The following is a 21220-nucleotide window of genomic DNA, read 5'->3' as shown; positions in this document are numbered from 1 at the left end:
AACCAGGTCAGTTGTCCAGCGTCCCCACGTGGTGGACGCGGACGAGGTTGGTGGAGCCGGCGAGGCCGGGTGGGGAGCCGGCGGTGATGACGACGATGTCGCCCTTCTTGCAGCGGCCGAGGGACAGGAGCGCGGCGTCGACCTGTTCGACCATCTCGTCGGTCGTCGGGGCGAACGGGCCGAGGAAGGTCTCCACGCCCCAGGTGAGGGCGAGTTGGCTGCGGACGGCTGGTTCGTAGGTGAAGGCGAGGACGGGGATGGGTGAGCGGTAGCGGGTGAGGCGGCGGGCGGTGTCGCCGGACTGGGTGAAGGCGACGAGGTATTTGGCGTGGAGGAAATCGCCGATCTCGGCGGCCGCGCGGGCGACGGCGCCGCCCTGGGTTCGCGGCTTGCTCCCTGCCGTCAGTGGGGGCAGCCCGGCGGCGAGGATGTCGGTCTCGGCGGCCTCGATGATGCGGCCCATCGTCTTGACCGTCTCGACGGGGTACTTACCGACCGACGTCTCCCCGGAGAGCATCACCGCGTCCGTCCCGTCGAGGACGGCGTTGGCGACGTCGGACGCCTCCGCGCGCGTCGGCCGCGACGCGTTGATCATCGAGTCGAGCATCTGCGTCGCGACGATGACGGGCTTGGCGTTGCGCTTGGCGAGCTTGATGGCGCGCTTCTGGACGAGCGGGACCTGTTCGAGGGGCATCTCCACGCCCAGGTCTCCGCGGGCCACCATGATGCCGTCGAAGGCGTCGACGATGGCGTCCAGGTTGTCGACCGCCTGCGGCTTCTCGATCTTGGCGATGACCGGGACGAACCGTCCCTCCTCGGCCATGATCCGGTGGACGTCCTCGATGTCGCGTCCGCTGCGGACGAAGGAGAGCGCGACGAGGTCCGCGCCGGTCCGCAGGGCCCACCGCAGGTCGGCCACGTCCTTGTTGCTGAGGGCGGGGACGGAGACGGCGACGCCGGGGAGGTTGAGGCCCTTGTGGTCGGAGACGAGTCCGCCCTCGATGACGATGCAGCGCACGCGCGGCCCGTCGACCTCGACGACCTCCAGGGTGACCCGGCCGTCGTCGACGAGGATGCGTTCGCCGCGGGAGGCGTCGCCGGCGAGGCCCTTGTAGGTGGTGCCACAGATGTCCTTGTCCCCCACGACGCCGTTGTCGGTGGAGATCGTGAACTCGTCGCCGCGTTCGAGGAGTACGGGCCCGTGGGCGAAGGTGTCGAGCCGGATCTTCGGGCCTTGAAGGTCGGCGAGGATGCCGACGCTGCGGCCGGTCTCGTCGGCGGCCTTGCGGACGCGGCGGTAGCGCTCCTCGTGTTCGATGTGGGAGCCGTGGCTGAGGTTGAAGCGGGCGATGTCCATTCCGGCGTCGACCAGGGCTTTGATCTGGTCGTACGAGTCGGTGGCGGGCCCGAGGGTACAGACGATTTTTGCTCGGCGCATACTGCTGAGGGTAGGCATTACCGGCGCGTAACCGCGACGCGGCCCAGGACCACGGGATGACCGTTGCCGTAAGGCGAGTTGAACAATCTGACACATCCTCGGACCGGTGTGCGACCACCCTGGTCGCAGCACCCGCCACCCCGCCCGCCGATGCGATTCCGTGAAGGGGTGTTCACCTCCGGTTCACCGCCGCTTCGTCCGCCGCTCCCGGCCCGGCGGGACGCTCGTCACCCGGGGACCACCCGGTTGACGTAGCGGACGAGGGGGAAGCGTTCGGCATGAGACGCGCGTTGGGGGTGCTGGCAGCCCTGGTGCTGCTCGGCGGGGTGACGTACGCGCTGATCCCGGATTCCGGTCCGGGGCCCACGAAGCTTGTCACGGTCACCGGCCTGATCGGCTCGGAGAAACGTGCCTTCTTCGAGAACCAGCAGGTCAAGGATGAGTTAGCGAAGCAGGGGCTGGAGGTCCGCGCCGATTCCACCGGTTCCTGGACGATGAGCGACAAGGCGAAGCAGCAGACCGACCTGGACTTCGCCTTCCCCGCCAGTGCCGCGCCGGTCAAGGAGATCCAGCACATCTGGGGCCTCCAGGACTCGCCGCTGGTGCCCTTCTACTCACCCCTGGTGATCGTGACGCACGCCCCGGTGGCGCGGGTGCTGCAGGAGAACAACCTGGCCACCCTGGACGATTCCGACCACGGCGTCTGGACGTTCAAGATGGACGCGTACCTCGCCGCGCTGAAGTCCGGCCGCAAGTGGCAGGATCTCGTGGGCGCGGCCGCCCATCCGGAGCTGTCCGGCACGATCTTCGTGACCACCACCGATCCGCAGAGCTCGTCCTCGGGGGCGATGTACATCGCGCTGCTGTCGTACATCCTGAACAACCGCCAGGTCGTGTCGGACCAGGCGGGCATTGACGCCACCAAGGACGTGCTGCACACCGCGACCGCGCTGCAGGGCGGCCAGAAGAGCAGCAGCGACGAGCCGTTCAAGGACTTCGGTGCGGGGGTCGGCAATCCGCTGGTGTTCGCCTACGAGTCGCAGGTCGCCCAGCTGGCGCTGAGCGGCACGTCGACCGGGGACATGGTGGTGATGTACCCGGACACCACGATCTATTCGGACCACACCGTCGTCGCCAGGAGCGCCAACGGCCAGAAGCTCGCGAGTCTGCTCCAGGACGACGAGGAACTCCGAAGGCTGGAGGCGAGGTTCGGGTTCCGCCCGCAGGCCGATCCGAGCGCCTTCGCCAAGGCGGTGCAGGGCAAGAAGCCGGACTTCGCACCCGATCTCACGGCGGCGAAGGTGAAGCAGCCGCAGGTGCCGGCGCAGGACTACCTGCTCAAACTGGTCGCGGCAGCCAAGGGGAATGCTCAGTGAAGAGCCCGATGAATCCTACGAAGCACAGGAGTTGGCGCCTGGCCGCCACCGCCCTGGCCCTGCTCGTGGCGACCGCCTGCACCTCCGCCTCCCACAGCGACGTGCCCCCGACCGCGAAGCCGACGGACGCGCCCGCGCCGACCGCCCAGCCGGGTGTGCTCCGGGTCCTGGCCGGCAGTGAACTGCAGGACATGGCACCGGTGTTGGAGGAGGCGCAGAAGGCCACCGGGGTGACCGTCCAGTTCGCCTGGACGGGTTCGCTGGACGGCGCGGACGCCGTGTCCTCGGGCCGGGCGGACGGCAAGTACGACGCGGTCTGGTTCCCGTCGAACCAGTACCTGCGGCTGGACGACGCCGGGAAGGCGAAGCTGCTGTCCGAGACGCCGGTGATGGTGTCCCCGGTGGCGGTGGGCGTGCGCTCGTCCGTCCTCAACGACCTCGGCTGGGCCGACGGCTCGAAGGTCACCTGGGCGCAGATCGGGGACGCGGCCTCGGCCGGGAAGCTGTCGTACGGCATGGCGGACCCGTCCCGCTCGAACTCGGGCTTCTCCACCCTGGTGGCCGTCGCCTCGGCGTTCTCGGGCGCGGGTGCGGCGCTGACCGAGGCGGACGTGCAGAAGGCCTCGCCGTCGCTGAAGAAGTTCTTCACCGGCCAGAAGCTGACCTCGGGTTCGTCGGGCTGGCTGGCGCAGGCGTACACCCGGGCCGAGTCGGGCAAGGTGGGGGCGCTGGTGAACTACGAGTCGGTGCTGCTGTCGCTGAACAAGTCGCTGGCCCCGGACCAGCAGCTGACGGTGGTCCGCCCGGTGGACGGCGTGGTGTCGGCGGACTATCCGCTGTCGCTGCTGACGTCGGCCTCGCAGCGCGAGCGGGAGTCGTTCCAGCGGCTCACCGCGTATCTGCTCAAGGAGGACGTGCAGAAACGGATCTCCGAGCTGACGCTGCGCCGGCCGGTGACCCCGGGTGCCACGGCGGCGCCGACGCTGCCGTCCGACCGTCGCCGGGAGCTGCCGTTCCCGGGCAGCCGGGCGGTCGCGGACGGGCTGCTGGCCTCGTACCAGAACGAGCTGCGCCGCCCGTCCCGGACGGTGTACGTGCTGGACACCTCCGGCTCGATGGAGGGTGCCCGGCTGAACTCGCTGAAGGCGGCACTGGGCCGGCTGACCGGGACGGACGACACCCGCGGGGTGAGCCGTTTCCGGGACCGCGAGGAGGTGACGCTGATCTCCTTCGCGTCCAAGGTGAAGTGGGCGAAGACGCACGCGGTGCCCGCCTCGGGCGGTCAGCCGGGGCCGGCGGCGGAGCTGGCGTCGATCAACGCGGACGTGCAGTCGTTGGCGGCGGAGGGCGGTACGGCGCTGTACGACTCGCTGGAGGAGGCGTACCGGGTGATCGACCGGCAGCAGAAGGCGGCCGGGGACGACCGGTTCACCTCGATCGTGCTGATGACCGACGGGGAGAGCAACGAGGGCGCCACGGACGGGGACTTCAAGAAGTTCCACGACGGGCTGCCGGCCGGGCCGAAGTCGATCCCGGTGTTCCCGATCAAGTTCGGTGAGGCGGCGGTGAGCCAGCTGCAGGGCATCGCGGACCTGACCGGCGGCAAGCTGTTCGACGGGACGGCGTCGCTGGACGGCGTGTTCGAGGAGATCCGTGGCTACCAGTGAGGGGCCTGGCCGGCGGGTGCTGGGGTACCTGGAGTCGGCCCGGAACCTGGTCGGCTGCGCGGGCGGCGCCATCGGGCTGGGGCTGCACTTCGCCGGGCTGGGCGGCGCGTGGTGGCCGGCGGTGGTGGCGGGGCTGTACGCGGCGGGCGCGCTGCTCACGCCCGGGCCGACGGCGGGGTCGGCGCAGCCGGGCGAAGTCGTCGAGCCCGTCCGGCCCGGCCCCCCGGTGCCGCCCGCCCCGCCGCCTGGCCCGCTGCCCAACCCCGAACTGGACGCCCTGGCCGCGTACCTGCGCACGGTGCCGCTGCCGCCCTCGGCCAAGGTGGACGACCTGCTGGACGCGCTGCGGGCCGCCGGTCCGGGGCCGGCGGCGGAGCGGATCGTCCGGCACCGGCTGCCGGTCGCGGTGGCCGGGTACCTGCGGGCCTGCACGTGGCAGCCGTGGACGGGCCCGGGCGGGCCCGGCCCGGAGGCCGAACTCGGGCGCGAGGTGGGCGTGCTGGCCGCCGAGCTCACCTGAGTCCGAGCCTGGCCGAGCTGAGTCCGAGCCTGGGTCCGAGCCTGCTCCGGGACCCCTACCACTCGCAGCCCTCGCCCACCCACGTCACGAACGAGTCGCCAAGATCTCACCTGTTGGAAACGTCGGAGGGCTATCAATCCGCCCGGCCGCGCGGCACACTTCTACGCGCGTCCTTCTACGCGCGTCAATGCGGTCACGCACCTCGCACACACGTCACATGCACGGTGCAAGCGGGCCAGTTGACGGTCCATTCGCCAGTCAGTCCCCACCCCGGAGAGTCGTCCATGTCCCTGAACCGCCGTGACTTCGTCACCCGGTCCGCCGCCACCGCCGCCGGCGCCGCCCTGGTCGGCGGCACCGCCTTCGCCGCCGCCACCGCCGCCGCGGCCGCCGAGCCGGACAAGGCGCGGGCCAAGGGCAACAAGCACGACGGCGAGAGCCGCAAGCAGGCCTTCACCGTCATGGGCACCACCGACCTGCACGGCCGGGTGCTCAACTGGGACTACTTCACCGACGCCGTCTACGCCGACAAGGCGCACAACGACGTCGGCCTCGCCAAGATCTCCACGCTGGCCAACCAGGTCCGTGAGGAGAAGGGCTGGGACCGCTGCCTGCTGATCGACTCCGGCGACATCATCCAGGGCACCCAGCTGACCTACTACTACGCCCGCGTCGAGCCGATCGCCACCGACGGCAACAACGTGCCCGATCACCCGATGGCCGTCGCCATGAACCTCATGGGCTACGACGCCGCCGCACTCGGCAACCACGAGTTCAACTACGGCATCCCCACCGTGAAGGCCTTCGAGGACCAGCTGGAGTTCCCGCTGCTCGGCGCCAACGCCCTGCACGCGAAGAACGAGAAGCCCGCCTTCAAGCCGTACGTGATCAAGGAGGTGTGGCTGGACGAGGACACCCCGCTGAAGGTCGGCATCCTCGGCCTCACCAACCCGGGCATCGCGATCTGGGACAAGGCCAACGTCACCGGCCAGATGGTCTTCCCCGGCATCGTCGAGACCGCGGCGAAGTACGTGCCGCGGATGAAGGCCGCGGGCGCGGACGTCATCGTGGTCTCGGCCCACTCCGGCATCGACGAGCCGACCACCTACGGCGACCAGCTCCCCTGGCCCGAGGACGCCTCCGGCGAGATGGCGGAGAAGGTCCCGGACATCGACGCGGTGCTGGTGGGCCACACCCACAAGGAGGTTGCGCAGCGCCTCATCGTCAACAAGAAGACCGGCAGGACCGTCGTCCTCTCCGAGCCGCTGTGCTGGGGCCAGCGTCTGAGCTGCTTCGACTTCGAGGTCGAGTTCGTCGACGGCGCGTGGAAGGTCCTCTCGGTCTCCTCGCGGGTGCTGAACGCCAACACCGTGCCGGAGAACCCGGAGATCGCGAACGCGATCGCCGACCAGCACAAGAAGGTCGTGGCGTACGTCAACCAGCAGATCGGCACCTGCAAGGTCGAGCTGTCGATCGCCGAGTCGCGGTTCCGGGCGACCCCGATCATCGACCTCATCGGCCGGATCCAGGCCGACGCGGTGAAGGCGGCGCTGGCGGGCGGGCAGTACGCCAACCTGCCGGTGGTGGCCCAGGCCGCCCCGTTCAACCGCACGGCGCTGATCCCGGCCGGCCAGGTCAAGCTGCGCGACGCGGCCGGCCTGTACATCTACGAGAACACCCTGGAGGCCCGCATCCTGACGGGCGCCCAGCTGAAGGACTACCTGGAGTTCTCGGCGAAGTACTACTACCAGCTCGCCCCGGGCGCCCCGGTCGACAAGGACGCCATGACCGGCGCCGAGACCACCCCGGACTACAACTACGACTCGATCTACGGCCTGAGCTACGACATCGACATCGCCCAGCCGAAGGGCCAGCGGATCGTCAACCTGTCCTACAACGGCAAGCCGATCGACCCGGCCGCCCAGTTCGTCTTCGCGGTCAACAACTACCGCGCCAACGGCGGCGGTAACTTCCCGCACGTCGCGACCGCCAAGGCGGTCTGGTCGAACTCCGACGAGATCCGCAACACGATGATCGCCTGGGTCAAGGCCAAGGGCGTCATCGACCCCGCCGACTTCTTCACCAACTCCTGGCGCCTCGTCCGCGCCGGCCAGCCGGTCTTCTGACCCGCACTCCACCGAGGCGCCGACGGTTCAGCCGTCGGCGCCTCGCCGTACCCGGAACGGTGGGAGCATGGCGCACATGGCCGAGTCGACTCACAGGCGCCTCGCTTACGCGCGCACCCTCACCCCACCACCGGGCTGGAAAGTTGAAGTGTCCGGCGACGCGGTCCTCGTGACGGCCCCGCCCTCGCCGATCCACCAGCGCAACCTCCTGCTCCTCCGCAGGCAGTTCGACGCGCACTGCCCCGCCGAGCTGATGCCCAGCGAGAACACCGACCTCGCGTCGCCGAACGTCGGCAAGCTGCGCAATCCCGACCTCACGTACATCCCGCTCTCAGTCGTCGAACTCGGCGGCAACGAGGTGCCCGCCGAACAGGCGGCGATCGCGGTCGAGATCGTCTCGCCGTCGAACCCGGAGAACGACCTCGTCGGAAAGGTCCGCGACTACCCGCTGATGGCGATCCCGCTCTACCTGCTGATCGACCCGCGCGAAGGCGATCTCGTGCTGTACTCCGAGCCGTCCGGCAGCGGTTACCACCGCCAGTGGACCGGCAAGTTCGGCGACCCCGTCCCGATCCCGGCGCCGTTCGGCTTCGACCTCGCCACCGACGCCCTGCTCCGCTACTCGGCCTGACCGACCGGGGCAACGGCACGGCGAGACGATGGGACATCTTTCGAAGACAGAAGGATATTCATCCGCTCACTCGATCTCCCTATCGTTGAGGCATCGCGAACGGCCCAAGAGGGGCCGGGGTGGTGCGTCAGGACAGGGAGAGTTCAGACATGCGCGCAGTGATCCAGAAGTCGTTCGGCGGGCCGGAGGTCCTGGAGGTCGCCGAGGTGGAGCGGCCGACGCCGCTCAGCGGAGAGGTGCTGGTGCGGGTGCGGGCCAGCGGCGTCAACCCGGTGGACGTGGCGGTGCGGTCGGGGGCGTTCCCGCTGATCGGGGAGCCGCCGTTCGGGGTCGGGTGGGACATCTCGGGGGTGGTCGAGGAGGCCGCGCCGGGTGCCCGGTACCGGGTGGGCGAGGAGGTGTACGGAATGCCGTTCTTCCCACGGGCCGCGACCGGCTACGCCGAGTACGTCGCGGTGCCGTCCCGACAGCTGGCCCGCAAGCCCGCGACGATCGACCACGTGCAGGCGGCTGCTCTGCCGTTGGCCGCGCTGACGGCCTGGCAGGGCCTGGTGGACCTCGCGGACGTCGGCGAGGGTCAGCGGGTGCTGGTCCACCGCGCGGCGGGCGGCGTCGGCCACTTCGCGGTGCAGATCGCCAAGGCCCGCGGCGCGTACGTGATCGCGCTGGCGAGCGAGCCCAAGCACGCGTTCCTCGAGGAGCTGGGCGCGGACGAGGTGATCGACTACCGCACCACCGACTACACCGAGGCGGTGCAGGACGTCGACGTCGTCTTCGACTCCTCCTCCGAGGGCACCCGCGCGCTCAAGGTGCTGAAGCCGGGCGGTGTGCTGGTCAGCATCATGGAGCACTGGAACCAGGAGCTCGCCGCCGGGATCGAGGCCGCCGGCCGCCGCTTCGCGGGCGTCTCGGTGGAGCCCGACTACGCCTCGCTGGAGGCGATCGCCGCGCTCGTCGACGAGGGCCGGATCCGCCCGCACGTCGCCGCGAGCTTCCCGCTGGCCGAGGCGGGCAAGGCCCACGAGCTGGTCGAGTCCGGTACCGTCCAGGGCAAGGTCGTACTGACCGTCGACTGAGGCGACTGACCACCAAACCGGCGAGAGGGGCGGGTCGTTGGACATCCTGACCGAGGCACTGAGCTCGATGCGGACGGCGCACCCCGCCTCCGTCCGCACCGAGGGCCGCGCCCCCTGGGCCCTGCAGCTGCCCCCGGTGGTCGGGGCCGGGTTCCACGTGGTGCTGTACGGGACGTGCTGGCTGGTCCCGCTGGACCGCGAGGCCGGCGAGCCGGTGGCGCTGAGCCCGGGGGACGTGGTGTTCCTGCGGGACGGGCGCGGGCACGTCCTCGCCGACCACCCGGACACCCCGCCGGTCCTGGCGGAGGCCTGCCGGGTGGACGGGAGCCTGCCGATCGGCACGGTGTCCCTGGGCGGCGACGGCGCCCGCACCAGCCTGCTGTGCGGCAACTACCACCTGGACCAGGGCCGCCCGCACCCGCTGGTGCGCCAGCTGCCGGCGCTGATCCACCTGGAGACCCGGCACGGCCGCCATCCCGAACTGGCCGCCGCCGTCCAGCTGTTGGGGGCGGAGCTGGAGAACCCGCGGATAGGGTCGGCGGGGATCGTCCCGGCCCTGATCGACTCGCTGCTGCTCTACATCCTGCGGGCCTGGTTCGAGGCGCAGCCGCCCGCGACGGCCGCCGGGTGGGCGGCGGCGCTCGGTGACTCGGCGGTCGCCCCGGCGCTGACGGCGATCCACGAGGCCCCGGCGACGGCGTGGACGGTGGAGTCACTGGCGGACCGTTCGGGGCTGTCCCGGGCGGCGTTCGCCCGCCGCTTCGCCACGATGGTGGGCGAGCCGCCGATGGCGTACCTGACCCGCTGGCGGATGACCACCGCGGCGCGGCTGCTGCGCGAGTCGGAGGCGCCGCTGACGGCGGTGGCGGCGCAGACCGGGTACGGCTCGGAGTACGCGTTCGCGAAGGCGTTCAAGCGCGAGTACGGGCAGGCCCCCGGCGGCTTCCGCCGGGAGGCCCGCGCCGCATGAGCGCCTGCACCCGTCAGAACGGGAAGCGGCTGCGCCCGTGCTGGATCGAGATCCACTTCACCGTGGTGAACGCGTCCACCGTGTAGTCGCCGTTGAGCCGCCCGACGCCGGAGTTCTTCTCGCCGCCGAAGGGCACGATCGGCTCGTCGGCGATGGTCCCGTCGTTGATGTGGATCATGCCGGTCTCGATCCGGTGCGCCACCCGCACACCGCGCTCGACGTCGCCGGTGTGCACGGCGCCGCTGAGGCCGAAGGGGGTGTCGTTGGCGATCCGGACGGCCTCGTCCTCGCCGTCGAAGGGCACCACGAGCACGACCGGGCCGAAGAGTTCGCGCTGCAGGATGGGCGCGTCCAGCGGCAGACCGGTGAGGACGACCGGGTCCATCAGGCTGCCGTTGGTCTCGCCGCGCAGCAGGACGGTGGCGCCGGCGGCGACGGCCTGGTCGACCTGCGCGGTGATGGTGTCTGCCTGGACGGGGTTGATCAGCGGGCCGATCTGGGTGGCTGGGTCCCTGGGGTCGCCAACCTTGAGCGTGGCGATCTTGGCGACGAACTTCTCGGTGAACTCGGCCTCGACGCTGCGGTCGACGAGGACCCGGTTGGCGGCCATGCAGACCTGGCCCTGGTGGGCGAAGCGGCTGAACACGGCCGCGTCGACGGCGTAGTCGAGGTCGGCGTCGTCCAGCACGATGAGCGCGCTGTTGCCGCCGAGTTCGAGCACGGTCCGCTTGAAGTGCGAGGCGGCGACGGTGGCGACGTGCCGGCCGACCCGGTCCGAGCCGGTGAAGGAGATCACCTTGGGCACCGGGTGCTCGATGAAGGCGTCGCCGATCTCGGCGATGTCGGTGACGACGACGTTGAGCAGGCCGGCCGGCAGGCCCGCGTCCGCGAAGATCCGGGCGATCAGGGTGCCGCCGATGACCGGGGTCTCCTGGTGCGGCTTGAGCACGACGCCGTTGCCGAGCGCGAGCGCGGGCGCGACGGCCTTGAGCGAGAGGAACAGCGGGAAGTTGAACGGGCTGATCACGCCGACGACGCCGACCGGCAGCCGGTAGAGGCGGTTCTCCTTGCCGTCCACCGGCGAGGGCAGCAGCCGGCCCTCGGCGAGCAGGGACAGCTGCATGGCCTCGCGCAGCATGTCCTTGGTGAGGGCGAGTTCGAACCCGGCCTTGAGGGCGGTGCCGCCGAGTTCGGCCATGATGGCCCGGGTGATCTCCTGCTCGCGCTCCTCGATGATGCGCAGCGCGCGCTCGAAGACCAGCCGCCGGGTGTACGGGTTGGTGGCGGCCCATTCCTTCTGGGCGCGGGCGGCGGCCCGGTAGGCCTGGTCGACCTGTTCGACGGTGGCGACGGTGATGGTGGCGAGTTTGTCGCCGGTGTAGGGGTCGACGTCGACGATGTCCCAGGAGCCGTCGCCGGTGCGCCATTCGCCGTCGATGTACTGCGCCGCCAACTCGGAGAAGTAGGACATCCGATCCCTCTCGTGCCGTTTAAAGGTGCAACTGGAACGCCGTTGATCAGATCTGATCGGTGCTCATCGTACTGACGGCCTACAGCTCTTGGCGTACGAAGCGGAGAAGTTCCCGCGTCCGTTCGGTGCTGAGGCTGTCGGCGAGCAGGCCGTCCATCGCCCCGGTGTACTCGGCGACCTCGGCGGGCTTGTCGAGGTAGAGCGCGGTGGTGAACTGCTCCAGGTAGACGACGTCCGGCAGTTCGGGTTCGGCGAAGCCGAGGACGGTGAACGCGCCGCCCTCGGCGCGCAGGCCGCCGAAGCCGAGCGGCATCACCCGCAGGTGCACGTTGGGCAGGTCGGTGAGCTCCAGCAGCCGGTCGATCTGGGCGCGCATCAGCTCGGGGCCTCCCCAGGGCCGGCGCAGCGCGGCCTCGTCGAGGACGGCGAGCAGGCGGGGCGGGCGCTCGGCGGTGAGCACCTCCTGCCGTTTCAGCCGGACCTCGACGCGGCGCTCGATCTCGGCGGGCTCGGTGACGTGGCCGCCGGCGGAGATGACGGCGCGGGCGTAGTCGGCGGTCTGGAGCAGCCCGTGGACGAACTGGACCTCGTAGCTGCGGATCTCGGTGGCGGCCTCCTCCAGGCCGACGTAGTTCTGGAACCAGGGCGGCAGCACGTCGCCGTAGCCGTGCCACCAGGAGGTGGCGTTGGCGTCCCGGACGAGGCCGAGGACGCCGGCGCGCTCCTGTTCGGCCTCGACGCCGTAGAGGGTGAGGAGGTCGGCGACGTCGCGTTCCTTGAAGCCGACGCGGCCGAGCTCCATCCGGCTGATCTTGGACTCGGAGGCGCGGATCGAGTACCCGGCCTCCTCGCGGCTGACGCCCCTGGCCTCACGGAGTTTGCGCAGGTGGGTTCCGAGCAGCAGGCGCCGCACCGTCGCGCCTCCGCCTGCCTGAGTCGTGCTCATCGCGTCAACCTCCGCACTCGCGCAGCCCCCCGGCCGTCGGCGGCAGTCTGCCATCTGGCACCGACGAACAACAGTCCGTCAGACGGTGCGTTCCAGCCGTAGCAGGGCGGGCACCGCGGCCGCGCTCAGGACCAGCAGGAACAGCCAGGGCAGGACGGCGGCCCGGGCGAGCAGCAGGGTGAGCAGTCCGGGGGCGACGGCCTGGCCTGTGTTCCAGGAGAGTTGGTAGAGGGCGAGGTAGCGTCCGCGCCGCCCGGGGTCGGCGAGGGAGACGCTGAGGTCCTCGCGGAAGGGGGTGGCGACGGTCTCGGCGAGGTTGTAGACGGCCATGGCGGCGAACAGCCCGGCGAGGACGGCCCAGCCAGGGGCGGCGGCGACGAGGGCGAACAGGGCGAAGGCGAGCGCGTTGAGCAGGGCGCCGGCGGCGACGACCCGGGTGGGGCGGAAGCGTTCGAGCCGGCGGGCGACGGCGCTCTGGGTGAGCACCACCTGGACGCCGTTGAGGACGAGGAGGGTGCCGGCCGTCCAGGCGCCGCGGTGCAGGCCCTCGGTGAGGTAGACGGCGAGCAGCATGCTCAGGATCATCGAGGCGAAGACGAAGGTCAGGTTGACCGCGATCAGCAGCAGGTACCGCCGGTCGCGCAGCACGGCGCGGTAGCCGCCGGGGCTTTCCGTACGGGCCCCCGCCTCGGCTCCTGCCCCACCCTCCGCCGGGCCCGCCCCCGCGGGCCGCCAGGTGCCCAGCAGGGCCGCCGCGAGGGCGTAGCTGGCCGCGTTGAGCACGACCAGCAGCCGCAGCGCCCCGGCGCCGCCGCCGGCCGCCAGGACGGCGCCGAGCGCCCCGCCGAGGCCGAGGCCGGCGTTGCGCAGTGTCTGCACGAGCGCGAACCAGCGCGGCCGCTCCCCCTCGTCGGCGGCGAGGACGACCAGGCCGGTGCTGGAGGTCCAGTAGGCGACGTGGCCGATCTGGGCGAGCAGGCAGACCAGCACGATCTGCCAGGCCTGGTGGGCGAGCAGGAAGCCGCCGTAGGCGAGCGCGGAGAGCGCGTTGCCGGCGGTGGCGACGGGCCGGGCGCCGTACCGGTCGAGCAGCGGGCCGACGGCGACGGCGGTGGGCAGGGCGAGCAGGCGCGCGGTGGAGACGGCGGCGCCGACGGCGGCGACGGACAGGCCGGTGGTGCCCGCGAAGTAGACGAGGGTGAAGGCGAGGATCAGCCCGGTGCCGAGGCTGTCGACGAGGTGGGCGCCGATCAGGCGGGCGCGGCCGGCGGTGGTGGGCAGGCCGAGGCGCTCACGCAGCGGGGTGGTCGGGGTGGCGGTGGTCATGGACCGAGGCTCCCTGGCATGATCGCCGCCGCCCACTGATTCCACCAGGATCGAATGCTCACCGGAGGTGCCCGTGCTGACCTGGGAGTTCTCGGCGCAGGACCTGGCCCGCACCCGCTTCGCCCGGTCCCCGCTGAGCGAGGTCGTGACGAGCGTCGAGGTGCTCAAGGACCCGGGCCGGCAGGCCGCGCACCTGCCGTGGGTGCGGCAGGCTCGGCAGCGGCTGGCGGGTGTGCGCTGGGAGCTGCTGTCGGCGCTGATCCGGCTGCCGACGGTGTACGTGGCGGACTTCCTGACCCCGGTGCCGCCGGGCCCGGACGAGACGATCGAGCGGCAGACGGCCGCGCTGGCCGCCGCCGACCCGGCCGCCGTACGTCGCGACCTCGCCCGGATCGACAGCGAACTCCACCCGCTGGTGGCCGAGTTGGCGCGCGACCCGGAGCCGGGCCTGGCACGGCTGGCGGCCGAGGTGCGGGCGTACTGGGACGCCGCGATCGCCCCGCACTGGCCGCGGATGCAGCGGCTGACCGAGGGTGAGATCCTGCGCCGCGCCCGGCAGATGTCGGCGGGCGGCCCGGCGGCGCTCTTCGCCGACCTGCACCCGCTGGTCTCCTGGGAGCGCGACACCCTGCGGATCGGGCACTCCCGGATCGATGTGCACCGGCGGCTGGACGGCGCGCGCGGGCTGGTCCTGGTGCCGACGGTCTTCGCCTGGCCGGGCGTGTTCTCGCAGCAGAACCCGCCGTGGCAGCCCGGCCTGGTCTATCCGCCGCGCGGCGTCGCCACCCTGTGGGAGGCGACCGGCACCCCGGTGCCGGAGGGCCTGGCCCGGGTGCTGGGCCGCACCCGGGCCCTGCTGCTGGCCGAGCTGGACTCCCCCGCGTCCACCACCGAACTGGCCGCCCGCACCGGCCTGTCCGCCCCGAACGTCTCCCACCACCTGAGCGCCCTCCACGACGCGGGACTCCTGGCCCGCCACCGCACCGGCCGCACGGTCCTGTACCTGCGCACCGAGGCGGCGGAGCTGCTCATGCACCCGCAATAACCGGAACACGCCCCCACGAATGGCTGAAATCCACCAACTCCCCTGCCCCACACAGAAGTTCACACCAGAAACGCGAGACGGCACCTGCCCTCCACTGGTCGGGGAGAGGGCAGGCGCCGTAGGGACCGCGTTGGCCCGGCGACGCTGGCGGGGGCAGCGGGTGGAGCTCCCGGCAATGCGGCGCCGGGCGTTCGGGAAACCGGCTGGGAACCGGTCGGCCGTCAGACCACCAGCGGGCGGTCCGTGGGCCGGATCGGGGCCGGCAGCGGGGTCTTGCCGCCGAGGTACGAGTCCACCGCGGCGGCGGCCGAGCGGCCTTCCGCGATGGCCCAGACGATCAGCGACTGGCCGCGTCCTGCGTCACCGCAGACGTACACGCCATCGACACTGGTGGCGAACCGGCCGTCCCGGGCAATGTTACCGCGCGCGTCGAGGTCGACCCCCAGCTGCTCCACGAGCCCGTTGCGGACGTCCGTCCCGGTGAAGCCCATGGCCAGGGTGACCAGCTGCGCCGGGATGGCCCGCTCGGTGCCGGGCACCGGCTCGAACCGCCCGTCCTTGAACTCCACCTCGACGAGGTGCAGTTCCTGCACGTTGCCGTTCTCATCGCCGGTGAAGTGGGTGGTGTTCACGGAGTAGATCCGCTCGCCGCCCTCCTCGTGCGCGGAGGTGACCTTGTAGGTCATCGGCATGGTCGGCCACGGCTGGTGCCCGGGGCGCTCCTCGCTCGGCCGCGGCATGATCTCCAGCTGGGTGACCGAGGCCGCGCCCTGGCGGTGGGCGGTACCGACGCAGTCGGCGCCGGTGTCGCCGCCGCCGATGACGACGACGTGCTTGCCCTTGGCGCTGATCGGCGACTCGACGAAGTCGCCCTCCTGCACCTTGTTGGCCAGCGGTAGGTACTCCATGGCCTGGTGGATGCCCTTGAGCTCGCGCCCCGGCACCGGCAGGTCACGAGCGGTGGTCGCGCCGGCCGCGACCACCACCGCGTCGAAGCGCTCGCGCAGCTGCTGCCCGGTGATGTCCTCGCCGACGTGCACGCCGGTGCGGAACCGGGTGCCCTCCGCCCGCATCTGCTCGATGCGGCGGTTGATGTGGCGCTTCTCCATCTTGAACTCGGGGATGCCGTAGCGCAGCAGCCCGCCGATGCGGTCGGCGCGCTCGTACACCACCACGGTGTGCCCGGCCCGGGTGAGCTGCTGGGCGACGGCCAGGCCGGCCGGGCCGGAGCCGACGACGGCGACGGTCTTGCCGGAGAGCCGCTCCGGGACCTGCGCCGTGACGCCGCCCCGGTCCCAGGCCTTGTCGATGATGGTGACCTCGACGTTCTTGATGGTCACCGCGTCCTGGTTGATGCCGAGGACACACGCGGACTCACACGGAGCCGGGCACAGCCGCCCGGTGAACTCCGGGAAGTTGTTGGTCGCGTGCAGCCGCTCGATCGCGCCGGACCAGTCGTCGCGGTAGGCGAGGTCGTTCCACTCGGGAATGAGGTTCCCGAGCGGGCAGCCGTTGTGGCAGAACGGGATGCCGCAGTCCATGCAGCGGCCGGCCTGCTTGGTGATGATCGGCAGGAGGCTGCGCTCGACGTAGACCTCGTTCCAGTCCCGCAGACGGACGTCCACGGGACGGCGCTCGGCCAGCTGCTTGGGCGTGGTCAGGAAGCCCTTGGGGTCAGCCATGTGCCGCCTCCATCATCTTGCGAGTGGTCTCGGCCTCGGAGAGGCCATCGCGCTCAGCGGCGTCCTTGGCGGCGAGCACTGCCTTGTAGTCGGTCGGCATGATCTTGGAGAAGCGGGAGACCCCGCTGCCCCAGTCGGCCAGGAGTTCGGCGGCGACGGTGGAGCCGGTCTCCTCGTAGTGCTGCTGCACGGTCTCGCGCAGCCATTCGCGGTCGTCGGCGGTGGGGGCCTCGATGCCCACCATGCCGTCGTTGACGTTCGCGGGGCGCAGGTCCAGGACGTAGGCGATGCCGCCGGACATGCCGGCCGCCAGATTGCGCCCGGTCTCGCCGAGGACGACGACCCGGCCGCCGGTCATGTACTCCAGGCCGTGGTCACCCACGCCCTCGACGACCAGGGTGGCGCCGGAGTTGCGGACGGCGAAGCGCTCACCGGCCTTGCCGCGCAGGTGGATCCGGCCGGAGGTGGCGCCGTAGCCGATGGTGTTGCCGGCGATGACGTGGTTCTGGGCGTCGTTGCCGATGGCCGCGGCGTCGCGGGCCGGGCGGACGATCACGACGCCGCCGGAGAGGCCCTTGCCGACGTAGTCGTTGGCGTCGCCCTCCAGCCGCAGGGTCACGCCGCGCGGCACGAAGGCGCCGAAGGACTGCCCGGCGGAGCCGGTGAAGGTGACGTCGATGGTGCCCTCGGGCAGGCCCTCGCCGCGGTACCGCTTGGTCACCTCGTGGCCGAGCATGGTGCCGACCGTGCGGTTGACGTTGCGGATCGGCAGCTGGATGCGGACGGCGTCGCCGCGCTCCAGGGCGTCCTCGGCCAGCGCGATCAGCTGGTTGTCCAGGGCCTTGTCGAGCGCGTGGTCCTGGGTGGTGGTGCAGTGCCGGGCGGCGCCCTCGGGCAGCGCGGGGACGTGGAGGAGCGGGGCCAGGTCGAGCCCGGCGGCCTTCCAGTGGTCGATCGCGGCCTGGGCGTTGATGTGCTCGGCGTGGCCGATGGCCTCCTCGATCGAGCGGAAGCCCAGCGAGGCCAGGATCTCCCGGACCTCCTCGGCGATGAACTCGAAGAAGTTGACCACGAATTCGGGCTTGCCGGAGAAGCGCTCGCGCAGCACCGGGTTCTGCGTGGCGACGCCGACCGGGCAGGTGTCCAGGTGGCAGACGCGCATCATGATGCAGCCGGAGACGACCAGCGGGGCCGTGGCGAAGCCGAACTCCTCGGCGCCGAGCAGCGCGGCGATGACGACGTCGCGGCCGGTCTTCAGCTGGCCGTCGGTCTGGACGACGATGCGGTCGCGCAGGCCGTTGAGCAGCAGGGTCTGCTGGGTCTCGGCGAGGCCGAGCTCCCAGGGACCGCCGGCGTGCTTCAGCGAGGTCAGCGGCGAGGCGCCGGTGCCGCCGTCGTGGCCGGAGACGAGCACCACGTCCGCGTGCGCCTTCGACACACCGGCCGCGACCGTCCCGACGCCGACCTCGGACACCAGCTTCACGTGGATGCGGGCGGCCGGGTTGGCGTTCTTGAGGTCGTGGATCAGCTGCGCCAGGTCCTCGATCGAGTAGATGTCGTGGTGCGGCGGCGGCGAGATCAGGCCGACACCCGGGGTGGAGTGCCGGGTCTTGGCGACCCACGGGTACACCTTGTGGCCGGGCAGCTGGCCGCCCTCGCCGGGCTTGGCACCCTGGGCCATCTTGATCTGGATGTCGTCCGCGTTGACCAGGTACTCGGAGGTGACGCCGAACCGGCCGGAGGCGACCTGCTTGATCGCCGAGCGGCGCTCCGGGTCGTACAGGCGGTCCGGGTCCTCGCCGCCCTCACCGGTGTTGGACTTGCCGCCGAGGCGGTTCATCGCGATGGCGAGGGTCTCGTGCGCCTCGCGGGAGATCGAGCCGTACGACATGGCGCCGGTGGAGAAGCGCTTGACGATCTCGGAGACCGGCTCGACCTCCTCGACGGGGATAGGGGTGCGGCCGGCCGCGTCCAGCTCGAACAGGCCGCGCAGCGTCATCAGGCGGGCGGACTGCTCGTTCACCCGGTCCGTGTACTGCTTGAAGATGTCGTACCGGCGGTTGCGGGTGGAGTGCTGCAGCCGGAAGACGGTGTCCGGGTCGAACAGGTGCGGCTCGCCCTCGCGGCGCCACTGGTACTCGCCGCCGATCTCCAGCGCGCGGTGCGCGGCGGGGATGCCGGAGGCCGGGTAGGCCTTGGCGTGCCGGGCCGCGGTCTCCTTGGCGATCTCGTCCAGGCCGATGCCGCCGAGCTTGGTGGTGGTGCCGGCGAAGTAGCCGTCGACCAGCTCCTGGGAGAGGCCGATGGCCTCGAAGACCTGGGCGCCGCGGTAGGAGGCGACGGTGGAGATGCCCATCTTGGACATGACCTTGAGCACGCCCTTGCCGAGCGCCTTGATCAGGTTCTTGATGGCCTTCTCGGGCTCGACGCCCTGGATGAAGACGCCCTGCGCGACGAGGTCCTCGACGGACTCCATGGCCAGGTACGGGTTGACCGCGCCGGCGCCGTAGCCGATCAGCAGCGCGACGTGGTGCACCTCGCGGACGTCACCGGCCTCGACCAGCAGCGACACCTGGGTGCGCTGCTTGGTGCGGATGAGGTGGTGGTGGATGGCGGAGGTGAGCAGCAGCGACGGGATCGGGGCGTGCTCGGCATCCGAGTGGCGGTCGGAGAGCACGATGATCCGGGCGCCGTCGGCGATCGCGGCGTCGGCCTCGGCGGCGATCCCGGCCAGCCGGGCCGCCAGGCCCTCGCCACCGGCGGCGACCTTGTAGAGGCCGGACAGCGTGACGGCCTTGAGGCCGGGCTGGTCGCCGTCGGCGTTGATGTGGACGAGCTTGGCCAGCTCGTCGTTGTCGATCACCGGGAAGGTGATGCCGACCGAGCGGCAGGCGGCGGCCTCGGCGGCCAGCAGGTTGCCCTCGGGGCCGAGGTTGCTGAGCAGCGAGGTGACGAGCTCCTCGCGGATGGCGTCCAGCGGCGGGTTGGTGACCTGCGCGAAGAGCTGCACAAAGTAGTCGAACAGCAGGCGCGGCTTCTCGCTCAGCGCGGCGATCGGCGAGTCGGTGCCCATCGAGCCGAGCGCCTCGCCGCCGGTCTTGGCCATCGGCGAGAGGATGACCCGCAGCTCCTCCTCGGTGTAGCCGAAGGTCTGCTGGCGGCGGGTGACCGAGGCGTGGGTGTGCCAGATGTGCTCGCGCTCGGGGAGCTTGGCGAGCTGGATCTGGCCGCCCGCGACCCACTCCTCGTAGGGGTGCTCGGCGGCGAGGGCGGACTTGATCTCCTCGTCCTCGACGATGCGCCCCTCGACGGTGTCGACGAGGAACATCTTGCCGGGCTGGAGGCGGCCCTTCCTGGCGACCTTCTCCTGCTCGATGTCGAGCACGCCGACCTCGGAGGAGAGGACGACCAGGCCGTCCTCGGTGATCCAGTACCGGGCCGGGCGCAGGCCGTTGCGGTCGAGCACGGCGCCGATCTGGGTGCCGTCGGTGAAGGTGACGCAGGCCGGGCCGTCCCAGGGCTCCATGAGGTTGGAGTGGTACTGGTAGAACGCGCGGCGGGCCGGGTCCATGGTGGCGTGGTTCTCCCACGCCTCCGGGATCATCATCAGCACCGAGTGCGGCAGCGACCGGCCGCCGAGGTGCAGCAGCTCCAGGACCTCGTCGAAGGAGGCGGAGTCGGAGTGGTCCGGGGTGCAGACGGGGAAGATCCGGCTGAGACCCTGCCCGTTCTTGTTGGCCGGGATGAGGTCGGTGGCGAGCTGGGACTCGCGGGCGCTCATCCAGTTGCGGTTGCCCTTGACCGTGTTGATCTCGCCGTTGTGCGCGACGAAGCGGTACGGGTGGGCGAGCGGCCAGCTCGGGAAGGTGTTGGTGGAGAAGCGCGAGTGCACCAGGCCGACGGCGGAGGCGTAGGAGCGGTCCGACAGGTCGGGGAAGAAGGGCTCCAGCTGGCCGGTGGTCAGCATGCCCTTGTAGACGATGGTGCGCGCGGACAGCGACGGGAAGTAGGCCCCGGCCTCGCGCTCGGCGCGCTTGCGGACGACGAAGGCGATCCGGTCCAGCTCGATGCCGGCCAGGCCGTCCTTGCTCAGGCTCTGTCCAACGCTCGCTGACGCGAGAAAAAGCTGACGGAAGCGGGGCATCACGCTGCGGGCGGTGGCGCCGAGCAGGTCCGGGGTGACCGGGACGTCGCGCCAGCCGAGGACGGTCAGGCTCTCCTCGGCGGCGATGGCCTCGATCTGCGCGACGGCCGCGGCGTCGGCCGCGTCCTCGTCGGGCAGGAAGGCGATGCCGACCGCGTAGGAGCCGGCCGCCGGGAGCTCGAAGTCGACCTTGCCGCGCAGGAAGGCGTCCGGGATCTGGGTGAGGATGCCCGCGCCGTCACCGGAGTCGGGCTCGGCGCCGGTGGCGCCGCGGTGCTCCAGGTTGCGCAGGACGGTCAGCGCCTGCTCGACGATGGTGTGGTCGGCGATGCCGGTCAGCGTGGCGACGAAACCGACGCCACAGGCGTCGTGCTCGTTTCGCGGGTCGTACAGGCCCTGAGCAGCAGGTCGCGCATCCGGAACGAGCGCGTACGGCGGGCGGGCTGCGCCGGCCTGGGGCTCGTTGGCGGAGTGCATGGATGCAGACAGCATCGGCTCTCCCGTCGTCGTCTTTCGGCAAGGTGCGGTGCAGTAGGGACGACGCTGGCCCTGATGCGATTTCGTGCAAGTTACATGATGCCCAAGATCCCGGGAAGCGGAATATCTCGTCCACATGGCGGGACGGTTCCGCAGGTCAAGGGGTAAATGAGAGGACGTGCCACAGTGCACGTCCCGACGATTGTGCCCGGCGGTCGGCCGCCCGAAACAGAGGCGAAACCCGTTGGCCACAGAAGCCGATCAAGGTCGCCTGCGAATCCATTCCAGGATCCGTTCCGCAGATACGAATCCCCGGCGGCCGGGC

14 protein-coding genes are annotated in these 21220 nt (G+C 71.1%); 8 read left to right on the top strand and 6 right to left on the bottom strand.

What is annotated here, in order from left to right; translation table 11 throughout:
- Positions 1–7: 7 nt before the first annotated feature.
- Complete coding sequence (gene pyk / locus KV557_RS20670; protein ID WP_218202360.1) at positions 8–1438, bottom strand: pyruvate kinase; 1431 nt, start codon at positions 1436–1438, stop codon at positions 8–10.
- A gap of 278 nt (positions 1439–1716) precedes the next feature.
- On the opposite strand from pyk, the gene KV557_RS20665 reads away from it, so the two are divergent.
- The 7 genes from KV557_RS20665 (at position 1717) to KV557_RS20635 (ending at position 9804) form a co-directional block, all read left to right on the top strand.
- Complete coding sequence (locus tag KV557_RS20665; protein WP_218202358.1) at positions 1717–2814, top strand: substrate-binding domain-containing protein; 1098 nt, start codon at positions 1717–1719, stop codon at positions 2812–2814.
- Positions 2815–2822: 8 nt separating this feature from the next.
- Complete coding sequence (locus KV557_RS20660) at positions 2823–4481, top strand: extracellular solute-binding protein (RefSeq protein WP_218202355.1); 1659 nt, start codon at positions 2823–2825, stop codon at positions 4479–4481.
- Entirely contained in the window at positions 4468–5001 is a 534-nt protein-coding gene (locus KV557_RS20655; RefSeq protein ID WP_218202353.1) for a hypothetical protein, read from the top strand. The genes KV557_RS20660 and KV557_RS20655 overlap by 14 nt, the downstream gene beginning before the upstream one ends.
- Before the next feature lie 284 nt (positions 5002–5285).
- Positions 5286–7127: a bifunctional metallophosphatase/5'-nucleotidase gene (locus KV557_RS20650; RefSeq protein ID WP_218202351.1), complete on the top strand. Its 1842-nt coding sequence runs from the start codon at positions 5286–5288 to the stop codon at positions 7125–7127.
- Between the two features lie 76 nt (positions 7128–7203).
- On the top strand, positions 7204–7758 hold the full coding sequence (locus tag KV557_RS20645) for a Uma2 family endonuclease (protein ID WP_256177716.1): 555 nt from the start codon (positions 7204–7206) through the stop codon (positions 7756–7758).
- Between the two features lie 149 nt (positions 7759–7907).
- Positions 7908–8834 carry an NADP-dependent oxidoreductase gene (locus KV557_RS20640; protein WP_218202347.1) on the top strand — a complete coding sequence of 309 codons (927 nt, stop codon included), beginning with the start codon at positions 7908–7910 and terminating at the stop codon, positions 8832–8834.
- Between the two features lie 37 nt (positions 8835–8871).
- Positions 8872–9804: an AraC family transcriptional regulator gene (locus tag KV557_RS20635; protein ID WP_218202345.1), complete on the top strand. Its 933-nt coding sequence runs from the start codon at positions 8872–8874 to the stop codon at positions 9802–9804.
- A gap of 13 nt (positions 9805–9817) precedes the next feature.
- Here KV557_RS20635 and KV557_RS20630 read toward each other — a convergent pair whose 3' ends face one another.
- The 3 genes from KV557_RS20630 to KV557_RS20620 all read right to left on the bottom strand — a co-directional run bounded on the left by KV557_RS20630 (position 9818) and on the right by KV557_RS20620 (position 13547).
- Positions 9818–11275, bottom strand: a complete 1458-nt coding sequence (locus KV557_RS20630; RefSeq protein WP_218202344.1) for an aldehyde dehydrogenase family protein — start codon at positions 11273–11275, stop codon at positions 9818–9820.
- A 79-nt stretch (positions 11276–11354) separates the two neighbouring features.
- Entirely contained in the window at positions 11355–12221 is an 867-nt protein-coding gene (locus KV557_RS20625; RefSeq protein ID WP_218202342.1) for a helix-turn-helix domain-containing protein, read from the bottom strand.
- Between the two features lie 78 nt (positions 12222–12299).
- Entirely contained in the window at positions 12300–13547 is a 1248-nt protein-coding gene (locus tag KV557_RS20620; protein ID WP_218202341.1) for an MFS transporter, read from the bottom strand.
- Positions 13548–13614: 67 nt separating this feature from the next.
- On the opposite strand from KV557_RS20620, the gene KV557_RS20615 reads away from it, so the two are divergent.
- Positions 13615–14592, top strand: a complete 978-nt coding sequence (locus tag KV557_RS20615; RefSeq protein ID WP_308129990.1) for a DUF5937 family protein — start codon at positions 13615–13617, stop codon at positions 14590–14592.
- 221 nt (positions 14593–14813) lie between these two features.
- On the opposite strand, the gene KV557_RS20610 is transcribed toward KV557_RS20615, so the two are convergent.
- Positions 14814–16274, bottom strand: coding sequence for a glutamate synthase subunit beta (locus tag KV557_RS20610; protein WP_218202339.1), 1461 nt, complete (start codon positions 16272–16274; stop codon positions 14814–14816).
- Complete coding sequence (gene gltB / locus KV557_RS20605) at positions 16267–20895, bottom strand: glutamate synthase large subunit (protein ID WP_218202492.1); 4629 nt, start codon at positions 20893–20895, stop codon at positions 16267–16269. Before gltB ends, KV557_RS20610 begins: the two co-directional genes overlap by 8 nt.
- Positions 20896–21220: the final 325 nt, after the last annotated feature.

The sequence above is a fragment of the Kitasatospora aureofaciens genome (assembly GCF_019192735.1).
Classification (GTDB): domain Bacteria; phylum Actinomycetota; class Actinomycetes; order Streptomycetales; family Streptomycetaceae; genus Kitasatospora; species Kitasatospora aureofaciens_A.
This window is presented reverse-complemented; position numbering and strand designations above follow the sequence as displayed.